Origin of the sequence: Actinotalea ferrariae CF5-4, from assembly GCF_000603945.1 — a bacterium.
In the GTDB taxonomy this organism is placed as follows: Bacteria; Actinomycetota; Actinomycetes; order Actinomycetales; family Cellulomonadaceae; genus Actinotalea; species Actinotalea ferrariae.
The window spans coordinates 1-12040 of the sequence record NZ_AXCW01000132.1 but is presented as its reverse complement, the minus strand read 5'-3'; the positions used below and the strand labels follow the sequence as shown (position 1 = coordinate 12040).

General features: G+C 75.4%; 11 protein-coding genes. 6 read left to right on the top strand and 5 right to left on the bottom strand.

Features of this window, described 5'->3' with window-relative positions:
* The 3 genes from N866_RS12050 to N866_RS12040 form a co-directional block, all read left to right on the top strand.
* Positions 1-547, top strand: a 547-nt coding sequence (locus N866_RS12050; RefSeq protein WP_216699439.1) for a type II secretion system F family protein, incomplete at its 5' end; no start/stop codon positions are given.
* Between the two features lie 190 nt (positions 548-737).
* Positions 738-1076, top strand: coding sequence for a DUF4244 domain-containing protein (locus tag N866_RS12045; RefSeq protein WP_081802601.1), 339 nt, complete (start codon positions 738-740; stop codon positions 1074-1076).
* Positions 1077-1171: 95 nt separating this feature from the next.
* Complete coding sequence (locus N866_RS12040; protein WP_034226661.1) at positions 1172-1489, top strand: TadE family type IV pilus minor pilin; 318 nt, start codon at positions 1172-1174, stop codon at positions 1487-1489.
* A 657-nt stretch (positions 1490-2146) separates the two neighbouring features.
* On the opposite strand, the gene N866_RS12035 is transcribed toward N866_RS12040, so the two are convergent.
* Positions 2147-4642: a DEAD/DEAH box helicase gene (locus tag N866_RS12035; protein ID WP_034226660.1), complete on the bottom strand. Its 2496-nt coding sequence runs from the start codon at positions 4640-4642 to the stop codon at positions 2147-2149.
* Between the two features lie 243 nt (positions 4643-4885).
* Here N866_RS12035 and N866_RS12030 point away from each other — a divergent pair, with 243 nt between their 5' ends.
* A complete protein-coding gene (locus N866_RS12030; protein ID WP_034226659.1) occupies positions 4886-5221 on the top strand; it encodes an STAS domain-containing protein in 336 nt (111 codons plus the stop codon).
* Between the two features lie 91 nt (positions 5222-5312).
* Here the strand turns inward: N866_RS12030 and N866_RS12025 are convergent, their stop codons facing one another.
* The 3 genes from N866_RS12025 to N866_RS12015 form a co-directional block, all read right to left on the bottom strand.
* Entirely contained in the window at positions 5313-6200 is an 888-nt protein-coding gene (locus tag N866_RS12025) for an SDR family oxidoreductase (RefSeq protein ID WP_034226656.1), read from the bottom strand.
* Between the two features lie 186 nt (positions 6201-6386).
* Complete coding sequence (locus N866_RS12020; protein ID WP_034226655.1) at positions 6387-7649, bottom strand: hypothetical protein; 1263 nt, start codon at positions 7647-7649, stop codon at positions 6387-6389.
* Positions 7646-8239: a sigma-70 family RNA polymerase sigma factor gene (locus N866_RS12015; protein ID WP_155855335.1), complete on the bottom strand. Its 594-nt coding sequence runs from the start codon at positions 8237-8239 to the stop codon at positions 7646-7648. Before N866_RS12015 ends, N866_RS12020 begins: the two co-directional genes overlap by 4 nt.
* 229 nt (positions 8240-8468) lie before the next feature.
* Here N866_RS12015 and N866_RS12010 point away from each other — a divergent pair, with 229 nt between their 5' ends.
* Positions 8469-10766, top strand: coding sequence for a sodium-translocating pyrophosphatase (locus N866_RS12010; RefSeq protein ID WP_034226652.1), 2298 nt, complete (start codon positions 8469-8471; stop codon positions 10764-10766).
* A gap of 84 nt (positions 10767-10850) precedes the next feature.
* Here N866_RS12010 and N866_RS12005 read toward each other — a convergent pair whose 3' ends face one another.
* On the bottom strand, positions 10851-11603 hold the full coding sequence (locus tag N866_RS12005; RefSeq protein WP_034226649.1) for a hypothetical protein: 753 nt from the start codon (positions 11601-11603) through the stop codon (positions 10851-10853).
* A 234-nt stretch (positions 11604-11837) separates the two neighbouring features.
* On the opposite strand from N866_RS12005, the gene N866_RS12000 reads away from it, so the two are divergent.
* Positions 11838-12040: endonuclease/exonuclease/phosphatase family protein (locus N866_RS12000; protein ID WP_034226648.1), on the top strand; the 203-nt coding region annotated here is incomplete at its 3' end.

The following is a 12040-nucleotide window of genomic DNA, read 5'->3' as shown; positions in this document are numbered from 1 at the left end:
GGGAGCGGCTCGGGCCGGGGACCGGGGCGGCCGGGTGGCACGGCTGGCGAGCCGTTCGACCGCGCCGTCGTCCCGGGCGGCACTCCCCGCGACCCGCCGGCCGGCCGTCGCTGGTGACGAGGTCGAGGAGGCGGTCCTGCTGGACCTCGTCGAGGGCGCGTGCCGGGCGGGCGCCGGGGTCCCGAAGGCGCTGGACGCGGTCGGTGTGGCGGTCGGTGGACCGGTCGGGAGCGACCTGCGTCGGGCGGCTCGCACGCTGGGGCTCGGGGCGCCCTGGGAGGCGGCGTGGTCGGGCGCCGGGGCCGGGGTGACGTCGGTGGCACGGTCCCTCCGGCCGGCGTGGGAGGACGGCGTGCCGCCCGGTTCGCTGCTGCGCGGTGCGGCGGAGGCGGCTCGTCGCGACCGTGACGCGCGTGCGGCCGAGGCGGCCGCCCGGCTCGGGGTCCGGCTCGTGGTGCCGCTCGGCCTGTGCCACCTCCCGGCGTTCGTGCTCGTCGGGCTCGTGCCGGTCCTGGGCTCGATGGCCACGACCACGCTCGGTGCCTGACGTCGGGCGTGCCGATCCGGGGCCGCCGATCTGCGCGTCCCGCCGATCCACAGGCCGTCGTCGTCCGCGTCGGTCCACCGCGGTGAGCGTCCCGTCGCCGTCTCCCGGTGGTCGGACGCGAAGTCTGGCCTCACGGCGCCGACCCGGCGCCGTCGGGGCCCGCGACCGGGCGACAAGGGAAGGGCACCTCATGATGACGACAGCAGGGGACGGTGTGGCGGGGCCGGAGGGGACGGGGGCGTCCGTGGAGGCGGCGGACGTGCCTGCGGAGCAGTCGGGGCCGACGGCCCCGGTGCCGCCGCTGCGGCTCCGCTCCCCGCGTCTGCGCGGTGGGCGACGCGCTCGGGCACGTCTGGTGGTCGCCGACCCCCGAGGGAGCCGGTGGGACGACGCTGGGATGGCGACGGCGGAGTACGCGATCGCCACCGTCGCGGCCGCCGGCTTCGCGGGACTTCTCATCACGATCCTGCGCAGCGACGAGGTGCGCGGGCTCCTCCTGGGCATCGTCCGCGGCGCCCTGTCGACGTGACCGTCCGTGGCGCGGCCCGTCCTGCGTCCCTGCTCGGCGTGGGTCCACGCCGGGCAGGGCGTGGGGCGGGGCGGCTCGACCGTGATCGGGGTGCTGTGACGGCGGAGGTCGCGCTCGCTCTCCCGGCGGTCGTGCTCGTGCTGGCGGTGGTCCTGGTGACGGTCGCCGCCGGGGCGGCCCAGCTGCGGTGTGCCGACGGCGCCCGGGCCGGTGCCCGAGCAGCGGCGATCGGGGAGTCGCCCGCGGCGGTCCGGGCTGCCGCCCAGCGCGTCGCGGGCGACGAGGCACACGTGCTCGTCCAGCCGGACGGACGGTGGGTGACCGTGGTGGTGAGCACCGCGGCGCCCGGCGGGTGGTTCACCGGGGGTCGGCTCACCGTCCGCGGGTCGGCCACCGCGTGGGTCGAGCCGTGAGCGCCGGGGTCCGACGGTGAGCGCGGGCGACAGGGCGGTGAGCGCCGGGGACAGGGCGGTGAGCGCCGGGGACAGGGCGGTGAGCGCCGGGGACAGGGCGGTGAGCGCCGGGGACAGGGCGGTGAGCGACAGGGTCAGGATGGTCAGGGCGCGGGTCGGAGCCGTGGGCGGCCGTCGGGACGAGGGGGCCGGTTCGGTGCTGGTCGTCGCCGTCGTCGCGGTGACCCTCGTGCTCGGCGGCACGCTCGCGGTGGCCGTCCGGGCGCACACGGCCCGGGCGGTGGCGCAGACGGCCGCCGACCTGTCGGCCCTGGCGGCCGCCCGGTCCCTGCTCCTGCCGGTGGGCCTGGCGGCACCGCCGGGTCTGGTCGCCGACCCCGACCTCGACCCCGACCCAGACCGCGACCTCGCAGCGGTGCCGGCCGTGCCTGGTGCCGAGGGCGCCGGCGCGCCGAGCGGTGGGGCGTGCGACAGGGCTGCGGCCGTCGCCGAGCGCCACGACGCCCGCCTGACCTCGTGCACGGTGGACAGCGGGGGCGTGGTCGACCTGACGGTCGAGGTGCCCACCCCGCTGGGCCCGGCGGGCGCCTCGGCCCGCGCGGGGCCGGTGACGGGGTCCCGGGACCCCCAGGGGTGGACGGGCCCGTTCGTGACGGGTCAGGCGTCGTGGGCCAGGACCGCGTCCAGCAGACGCACGGCGGCGTCCTTCTCCAGCGGGTTGTTGCCGTTGCCGCACTTCGGTGACTGCACGCAGGCCGGGCACCCAGCGCTGCACCCGCACGTGGCGATCGCGTCGCGGGTCGCGCGGAGCCACCGGGGGCCGAGCTCGAACCCGCGCTCGGCGAACCCGGCGCCGCCGGGGTAGGCGTCGTGCACGAAGACCGTCGCGCACTCGGTGTCGACGTGGAGGGCCGTGGACACGCCGCCGAGGTCCCAGCGGTCGCACGTCGCCAGCAGCGGCAGCAGACCGATCGAGGCGTGCTCCGCGGCGTGGAGGGCACCCGGCACGTCCCCGTCGTCGACCCGGGCGGCCGCGAGCACCTCGACGGGAGCGGTCCACCACACGGCCGTCGTCGGCAGCGTGCGCGTGGGCAAGTCGAGCGGCTCCTGACCGAGCACCGTCATCTCGGGCAGACGGCGCTTCTGGTAGCTGACGACCTGGGTCGTGACGTCCACCGCACCGAAGCCCCAGCGGACCGGGCCGGCCGTCCGCTCGGCGCGCACGCCGCGGATCTCGATGGAGGTGAGCCACCGCGACCAGGTGCCGTAGTCGACCCGGCCGGCCGTCACCATCGCCACGGACTGCTCGAGGTCCAGCTCCTCGACGAGGTACGTGGCGCCCTGGTGGACGTACACGGCGCCGGCGTGGACGGTCGCGTCGGCGGACCCCGCGTCCACCGTGCCGAGGAGGCGCCCCGTCCCGACCTCGACCACGCGCACGGGCTCCCCGCCGGAGCCGCGCAGGTCCGTCAGGCGGGTCGCCGGCTCGGGGTGCGTCCAGTACCAGCCCGAGGACCGACGGCGCAGGGCACCCCGGTCGACCAGGACGTCGAGCAGCCCGGCGGTGCCTGGGCCGAAGAGCGGCAGGTCCTCGGAGCGCAGCGGCACCTCGGCGGCCGCCGCGCACAGGTGGGGGCCCAGTACGTACGGGTTGCCGGGGTCGAAGACCGTCGCCTCGACCGGGGCGCCGAACACCGCCTCCGGGTGGTGGACGAGGTAGGTGTCGAGGGGGTCCTCCCGTGCGATGAGCGCCACGAGACCCTCGGACCCCGCTCGCCCGGCACGACCGGCCTGCTGCCACAGGGACATCCGGGTGCCCGGCCACCCGGCGATGAGGACCGCGTCCAGCCCGGAGATGTCCACGCCCAGCTCCAGCGCGTTCGTGGTGGCCAGCGCCTGCAGGTCGCCCGACCGGATCGCGTGCTCCAGGGCCCGCCGCTCCTCGGGTAGGTAGCCACCGCGGTACGCGGCGACCGTGCGGCCGAGGCCGGGCCTGACCTGGTCGAGGTGGTCCTGCGTGGCGGCGGCCACCGACTCCGCGGCGCGCCGCGACCGGGCGAACGCGAGGGTCCGCGCCCCTGCGAGGACGAGGTCGGCGAGCAGGTCGGCCATCTCCGCCGTCGCCGTCCGGTGGGCGGGCGCGGTGGGGGCGTCCTCGTGGTGCGCCTCGTGCGGTGCGCCCGGCGGCACGGCGCCGTCGGGCGGTGCGCCGTGCGACTCACCGGGTGCGGCGAGGGCGGCGTCGTCGTCGGTGCCGGTCACCGCGCGGGGGAGCGAGGCGACCTCGGCGGGCTCCGGCTCGCCGAGGACCGCGGCCTGGCCCGGCAGCTCCGGCGGCTGCCAGAGGGCGAACGTCTTGCGGCCCTGCGGGGACGCGTCGTCGGTGACCGCGACCACGTCGTCGGCGGAGACGCCCAGCAGTCGCGCTGCGCTCGCGGCCGGCTCGGCGGTCGTCGCCGAGGCGAGGACGAAGGTCGGGTCGCTGCCGTAGTGCGCGGCCACCCGGCGCAGCCGGCGCAGCACCGCGGCGACGTGGGCGCCGAAGACCCCCCGGTAGGCGTGGCACTCGTCGACGACGACGTACCGCAGGCCCCGCAGCAGCCGCGCCCACCGGCGGTGCCCGGGCAGCAGCGAGAAGTGCAGGAAGTCCGGGTTGGTCAGGACGACATCCGCGTACTCGTGCACCCACCGCCGCTCGGTGGGGCCCGTGTCCCCGTCGCACGTCGCGGGCCGCAGGTCCCGGTGGTCCCCGGCCTGCAGGAGCCGCTCGAGGCCCGCGAGCTGGTCGGCCGCCAGGGCCTTCGTGGGGCACAGGTACAGCACGCTGCCGCGCCGCGGCGTCACGTCGGCCGCCGCGGCGCGCTGGACCGCCGTCAGCGCCGGGAGCCAGAACGCGAGGGACTTGCCCGACCCCGTCGACGTCGCCAGCACCGTGTGGCGGCCCGCCCATGCGGCCTCCGCCGCCACGAGTTGGTGCTCCCAGGGCTCCGCGACGCCGAGCGAGCGGTAGCCCGCGACCAGCCGGGCATCCGCCCAGTCCGGCCAGGGCGCCGTCCGCCCGACGCGGGCAGGCAGGTGCTCGACGTGCGTCGCGCGATCGGCCCGGCGGCCGCCCGCGAGCAGCACGTCGAGGAGGCGTGCGCTGTCGACCACCGGCGCATCGTCGCACCCGTGACCGACACGGGCCCCGCGGGTCGCCGGGAACCGCCCCCGAGCCCGTGTCGGCTGCGGCCGCCTCGTGGCCGGGACCCGACCGCGTGCCGGGTCCCGGCTCGCCCACCCGGGGGACGCGTCCGGGCCTCCGCGCCGCCCCTGTGCGTGGTCTGTGGGTGCCGGACGCCGGTCTTTGGTTGAATGGCCCGGTTCAGGTAACCCCGAGAGACCCAGGAGGTCGGTGTGGACGTCACCGTCACGAGCCGTGCCAACGGTGACCGCACCGTCGTGGAGGTCACGGGGGAGATCGACGTCTACACGGCGCCGGCCCTCCGCGAGGAGCTGTCCTCGCTCATCGACGCCGAGAGCACGAACCTCGTGGTCGACCTGACGCAGGTGAGCTTCATGGACTCCACCGGGCTCGGCGTGCTGGTCGGCGCGCTGAAGAAGGTCCGGACGCTCGGCGGGGACCTCCAGCTGGTGATCTCGCAGGAGAAGATCCTCAAGGTCTTCCGCATCACCGCACTGACGCAGGTCTTCACCATCCACTCCACGCTCGAGGAGTCGCTGCAGGGCTGAGCCCGCGCGCACCGAACCACCGAGCACCGACGAGGCCCCGGCCCCCTCAGGGGACCGGGGCCTCGTCACGTCAGGACCGCAGGCAGGTGGGTCAGGGCATCATCTTCCCGCCCGCCACACCGAGGCGCTGACCCGTGGTGTAGCTGGACTCCTGCGAGGCGAAGAACACGTACGACGGGGCCAGCTCGGCCGGCTGGCCCGGCCGACCCAGCGGGGTGTCGTCCCCGAAGCTGTCGACCTTGCCCTCGGGCATGGTGGCCGGGATGAGCGGGGTCCAGATGGGCCCCGGCGCGACGGTGTTGACCCGGATCCCCCGCTCGGCGAGCTGCTGGGCCAGCCCGCGCGTGAAGTTGATGATCCCGGCCTTCGTCACCGCGTAGTCGAGCAGCTCGGGGCTGGGCTGGTAGCCCTGGACCGAGGACGTGTTGATGATCGAGCCGCCCTCGCCCATGTGCGCCAGCGCGGCCTTCGTGAGCCAGAACAGCGCGTAGATGTTGGTCTTCATGACGCGGTCGAGCTGCTCGGTCGTGATGTCGAGGATGCCGTTGTCCTGCGCCATCTGGTACGCGGCGTTGTTGACGAGGACGTCGATGCCGCCCAGCTCGGCGACCGCCCGGTCGACGATCTCCTGGCAGTGCTCCTCCGACCGGATGTCCCCGGGCACGAGCACGGCGGTCCGACCCGCCTCGCGCACCCAGCGCGCCGTCTCCTCGGCGTCCTCCTGCTCCTCGGGCAGGTAGGAGAGGACGACGTCGGCGCCCTCGCGGGCGTAGGCGATCGCGACGGCGCGGCCGATGCCGGAGTCGCCGCCCGTGATGACGGCCCTCTTGCCCTCGAGCCGGCCCGAGCCGCGGTACGTCTCCTCGCCGTGGTCCGGCTTGTCGTCCATGTCCTTCGTCAGACCCGGGTAGGGGATCGTGTCGGACTCGGGCGAGCCGTACTGCTCGGTCGGGTCCTGCGGCGTGGTCTGGTCGGTCACGAGGTGCCTCCTGTGGGGGTTCCGGGTCGACGGTCCGCTCCCAGGCTCACCCGGGAGCGGACCGCGCGCGCGTCGAGCGTCGACCCGACCCGACCCGCCCCGTCCGCGTCGATTCGCCGGCACCGGCCGCATCGAGGGTCGGACCGCGGCTCCGTCCGCGCGCGTCGCGGTCGACCGAGGACCGGGTCAGGGGAGGGTGACCTGCACCGGCTCGCTCACCGCGGTGTACGGGTACGTGCTGCCGTCCGGCTCCTCACCCGGCCCGCCGATCTCCTTGACCATGAGGTCGAGCGCCGCGATCGCGGTGTACTCCCCGGCGGGCAGCGGCAGCGCCTCACCCGTGCCGCCCTCGCCGGTGCCGCACAGCGCCGTCGTCGTCATGAGGTCGAAGGGCTGCGTCTCGCCCGCGGCGAGGTCGACGTCGACGAGGTCCTCGGGGTCGAGGAACGGCACCCCGACGACGACGCCGTCCCGCAGCAGCACCACGCGGGCGAGCGGGCTCGCGTTGGCGATCGCGTACCGGCCCTCGGTGGTCTTCAGCGTGACACCGCCCGGCACAGCGGTCCCCGCGGGGGCGACCAGGTCCGACGCGCCAGCCACGTAGTCGAGCTCGAGCGCGGGCATGCCGTCGTCGAGCCAGGGCTTCGTGCCGCACACCGGGAACGGGCCGTCGGTCTCCTCCGCGACGGTGAGGAGGCTCTCGAGGGCGCGCTCGGACTCCAGCGCCGACACCTCCCGCTCCGGCCCGGTCACGGTGAAGGGCAGCGGCTCGCTGACGACCTCGACCACGTCCCCCCCGAGCTCCGCCAGGAGCCGCCCGACGAGGGTGTACTCGCCGGGGGCGAGCGTCGTCGCAGGATCCTCGCAGGAGGCGAACCCCGTGGTCGTCGTCAGCCCCGCGGCGTCGCCGGGTCGGAGCCGGCCGTCCGCGGGCAACGAGCCCGACTCCTCACCACCGCCGGCCATCGTGCCCACGACGCGGTCCTCGGCGACGGCGACGAGCTCGAACATCCCCCAGCCCTCGAGGTCGAGATCTCGGCCGCCGGTGTTGCGCAGCGCGCCCTCCACCGTGGTGGTCCGGCCCCGCTCCGCCTCGGACGCGGCCGTCAGCTCGAGCGCCGGCGTCCCCGTCGTCGGATCCGGCACGCCACTGGTGCAGGACAGCGCCGGGGCCGGGACGGGCGGCCCGGTCACGTCGGGTGAGGAGGTCGCGGGCGGGACGCTCGGCCCCGGCCCGCCCTGCGGCCCCCCGCCGAGGGAGGTGGCCGCGACGCCGATCACCGCGACCGCCCCGACGCTCGCGACACCCTGCGCGGTGTGCCGCACCGCCCGCCGCCGGCGCACCCGCGTGACCATGTGCCGTACCTGCCCGCTCATCCGCTCGGCCGTCACGTCGTCGTCCACGGTGGCGGCGACGTCCGCCAGGGCACGCTCCAGGTCGATCCTCATCGTCCGCTCCTCCCGGTCACGATCTCGACGTCCTGGGTGCCGCCGTCCTGCGTCGCGTGCACCGGGCCGAGGTGGTCCTCCATCCGACGGATCCCGTCGGACAGGTAGCGCTTGACCGCGCCCTCGCTGAGCGCGAGGGCGTCGGCGACCTGCGCGACGGTCATGTCCTCGAAGAAGCGCAGGACGACGGACGCGCGCTGCCGCGGGGACAGGGTCGCGAGCGCCTCCTGGACGTCCACCCGCGCCGACGACGGCGCCTCGGGGCCGGGTCGGCTGGGCGCCTCCGCGACGAGGTGCCGGACGGCGGCCCAGCGGCGCCGTCGGCGGAAGCCGTCGAGGTAGGTGTTGAGGACGGTGCGCCGCACGTACCCCTCGAGCGCGGCGGCCTCCGTGAGGCGGCCCCGCGCGAAGGTCCGGACCAGCGCGTCCTGGACGAGGTCCTCCGCCTCGCGGCGGTCCCCGCACAGGAGGTACGCGTAGCCGACGAGCGCGGTGCCGCGCGTGCGCACCAGCTCGTCGAGCGCCTGCTCCCACTGGGCCATGGCGACCTTCCGCGGTCCCGGGCGGACCTGGAGTCCGCGTTCACCCATCATGACGAGCGGGCGGCCAGGAACGTTGGGGGCGTGCGGGGAACGGTTCGCGCGGTGCCGGGCAGGCCAACGCCGTGCACGGCACGCCCGCGCGTCCGATCCGCGGGGCCGGGCTCCGGCCCGGCTCGCGGCACCTGCGAGCACCCGTAGACTGCGCGCATCCCGCGGCCCGAACGGTCGCCTGCGCCGCCGGCAACGTCGCCGGACGGCACGTGCTCAAGGAGGACGGATGCCCTCGCTCGGAACCTCGAGCCTCATCATCGTCGGCGGTATCGCCCTGGTCGCGGTCGTGTCGCTCGCGCTCGCGGTGGTCCTGCGCAAGCAGGTCCTCGCCGCGGGCGAGGGGACGACGAAGATGCAGGAGATCGCCACCGCTGTCCAGGAGGGGGCGTCCGCCTACCTCAACCGCATGTTCCGCACGCTGGTGCTGTTCGCGGTCCTCGTCTTCGCGCTGCTCTTCCTGCTCCCCGGCGACACCGGGGTCCGGGTCGGCCGGTCGATCTTCTTCCTGCTCGGCGCGGGCTTCTCCGCCGCCATCGGCTACCTGGGCATGTGGCTGGCGGTACGCGCCAACGTGCGCGTGGCCGCGGCGGCGATGCACAGCAACGGCCGGACGGAGGGGGCGCGCATCGCGTTCCGGACCGGCGGCGTCGTCGGCATGTCCGTCGTCGGCCTCGGCCTGCTCGGCGCGGCCTCGGTCGTCCTGATCTACCGCGGCGACGCCCCCGCGGTGCTCGAGGGCTTCGGCTTCGGCGCGGCGCTGCTCGCGATGTTCATGCGCGTCGGCGGCGGCATCTTCACCAAGGCCGCCGACGTCGGCGCGGACCTGGTCGGCAAGGTCGAGCAGGGCATCCCCGAGGACGACCCGCGCAACGCGGCGACCATCGCGGACAACGTCGGCGACAACGTCGGCGACTGCGCGGGCATGGCCGCGGACCTGTTCGAGTCCTACGCGGTGACCCTGGTCGCGGCCCTCATCCTGGGCAAGGTCGCGTTCGGCGAGCAGGGCCTCGTCTTCCCGCTCATCGTCCCGGCGATCGGTGCGCTGACCGCCGCCCTCGGGGTCTACATCACGCGGGTCCGCGGCACCGAGAGCGGACTGCGGGCGATCTACCGCGGCTTCTACACCTCCGCGGTCATCGGCGCGGTCCTGTCGGCGGTCGCCGCCTACGTGTACCTGCCGTCCAGCTTCGCCGGGCTCACCCCCATCGAGGGCAGCGACTTCGCGTCGGAGACGGGCGACCCCCGCCTCCTGGCGACGCTCGCCGTCGTCATCGGCATCCTGCTCGCCGGGATCATCCTCTGGCTGACCGGCTACTTCACGGGCACGACGTCGAAGCCGACGCTGCACGTCGCGCGGACGTCGCTCACCGGACCGGCCACCGTGGTCCTGTCGGGCATCGGCGTGGGCTTCGAGTCGGCCGTCTACACCGCGGGCATCATCGCCGCGGCCATCTGCGCGGTGTTCCTCATCGCCGGCGGGTCCGTGTGGCTGTCGCTGTTCCTCATCGCGCTCGCGGGCTGCGGTCTGCTGACCACGGTCGGCGTCATCGTCGCGATGGACACGTTCGGCCCGGTCAGCGACAACGCGCAGGGCATCGCCGAGATGTCCGGCGACATCGACGCGGCCGGCGCGCAGACGCTCACCGACCTCGACGCCGTCGGCAACACCACCAAGGCCATCACCAAGGGCATCGCGATCGCCACGGCCGTGCTCGCCGCGACAGCGCTCTTCGGCTCCTACTCCGACGCGGTGCGCCAGGCCCTCGAGAACGTCGGCGACCTCGCCGACGAGGGCGGACTCGCCGTCGCGATGCTCTCCTACGAGGTCATCTCCCCGATCACCCTGGTCGGCGTGATCCTGGGTGCGGCGACGGTGTTCCTCTTCTCCGGGCTGGCGATCGACGCCGTCACGCGCGCCGCCGGCGCGATCGTGTTCGAGGTCCGCCGCCAGTTCCGGGAGATGCCCGGGATCATGACCGGCGAGACGCGTCCGGAGTACGGCAAGGTCGTGGACATCTGCACCCGGGACTCCCTGCGGGAGCTCGCCACGCCCGGTCTGCTCGCGGCGTTCGCCCCGATCGCGGTCGGCTTCGGTCTCGGCGTCGGCCCGCTCGCGGGCTTCCTCGCCGGGACGATCGGCGCCGGTGTGCTCATGGCCGTCTTCCTGGCCAACTCCGGCGGTGCGTGGGACAACGCGAAGAAGATCGTCGAGGACGGCAAGTACGGCGGGAAGAACTCCGACGCGCACGCGGCCGTCGTCATCGGCGACACCGTGGGCGACCCGTTCAAGGACACGGCCGGCCCGGCGATCAACCCGCTGATCAAGGTCATGAACCTCGTGGCGCTGCTCATCGCCCCCGCCGTGGTCCAGGTCAGCATCGGCCCGGACGCCAACCACACGCTGCGGCTCGGCATCGCGACGTTCGCGGCGCTCGTCGCCTTCGGCGCCGTGATCCTGTCCCGGTTCCGCGCGGCGAAGGTCGACGCCGAGGCCCGCCTCGAGCACGAGGCGCACCTGGTCTGACGGCCGGCACCCTGACACGACGCGAGGCCCCGGCCCCTCACGGGGGGCCGGGGCCTCGTGCGTGCCGCGGGTCGGTGCCGCGGGTCAGCGGCGGGTGAGCACCTGGGTCAGCGGCTCGAGCTCCGTCTCGCCGTCGTCGGGCGACTCGCTCGGCTCGGGCGACTCCGTCGGCTCGGGCGACTCCGTGGCGTCGTCGCCGAGGTCGACGTCCGCCACGGGCGTGAGCCGCAGCTCCTCCTCGTCGCACTCGAACGTGAACTCCTGGTCCACGGCGTAGCTGTCGCTGCCGAGGGCCTCGACGCCGGGCAGGTCGTACTCCTCGCCGCCCAGCTCGGCCACGATCTCCGACTCCAGCGCGCTCACGTCGACGTCCGTGACCGAGAGCGTGTCGCCCTCCACGGTGTAGGCCCCCTCGAGCATCCCGTCCACGCGGACCGTGACCGCGACCTCCTGGCCGCCGTCGACCGCCAGGACGACCTCGGTCACCAGGTCCTCGAAGTCGGTCGTCATCGTCGAGCCGTCGAACGTGAAGACGGTCCCCCCCGAGACGGTGACGTCGGGGTCGACCTCGAGCTGGCCCAGGTCCAGGGAGTCGACCGCGCGGCGCTCCAGCGCCTCCAGGTCCCCGTCCCACTCGCCCTCGACGCAGTCCGCGCCGGCGCCCGGCGCGCTCGTGGCGTCGTCGTCCGCGGTCGGGGAGGCGGTGGGTGACGCGGGCGGCTCGGCCGACGGGGAGCCGGTGTCGTCCGGTCCGGTTCCCGCCGCCGTGCAGGCGCCGAGGGCGAGCACCCCGGCGCCCGCGAGCGCCGGGAGGAACCGTGTCCTGGTGGTGCGCATGCGAGGTCTCCTTCCTCCGCGCCGCCGGGCTCCCCGCGAGGGGCGGGCGGCGCTCCGGCTCCCAACGTGACACGGCGCGGGTCGGCCCGCACCCGCGGGACCGGTGACCCGGGGCGCCGACCGCGGTCCGGGCGCGGCGCCCCCACCGCCTTGTCTGCGCGCGGGTGGTGCGCCCGCACCGCCCTGTCTGTGCGCGGGTGGTGCGCCCGCACCGCCCTGCGATGGAATGGCCCCGTGCCCCCTCTGCGCGTCGCCACGTGGAACGTCCGCCAGCTCAAGGACGACCGGTCCGCCGTCGTCGACGTGCTCCGCTCCCTGGACGCGGACGTCGTCGCGCTGCAGGAACCGCCCCGCGGCCCGCGGGGTCGCTCGCGCCTGCGCGGGCTGGCGCACGACGCCGGCCTGGCGGTGGCCGTGGCGGGAGGCGGCGCGCGCAC

Excerpts from the sequence above, each read along its gene's own strand:
- N866_RS12045 (WP_081802601.1), top strand. The coding sequence starts at position 738 with ATGATGACGACAGCAGGGGACGGTGTGGCGGGGCCGGAGGGGACGGGG.
- N866_RS12020 (WP_034226655.1), bottom strand. The coding sequence starts at position 7,649 with ATGAGGATCGACCTGGAGCGTGCCCTGGCGGACGTCGCCGCCACCGTG.
- N866_RS12010 (WP_034226652.1), top strand. The coding sequence starts at position 8,469 with ATGCCCTCGCTCGGAACCTCGAGCCTCATCATCGTCGGCGGTATCGCC.
- N866_RS12015 (WP_155855335.1), bottom strand. The coding sequence starts at position 8,239 with ATGGGTGAACGCGGACTCCAGGTCCGCCCGGGACCGCGGAAGGTCGCC.
- N866_RS12005 (WP_034226649.1), bottom strand. The coding sequence starts at position 11,603 with ATGCGCACCACCAGGACACGGTTCCTCCCGGCGCTCGCGGGCGCCGGG.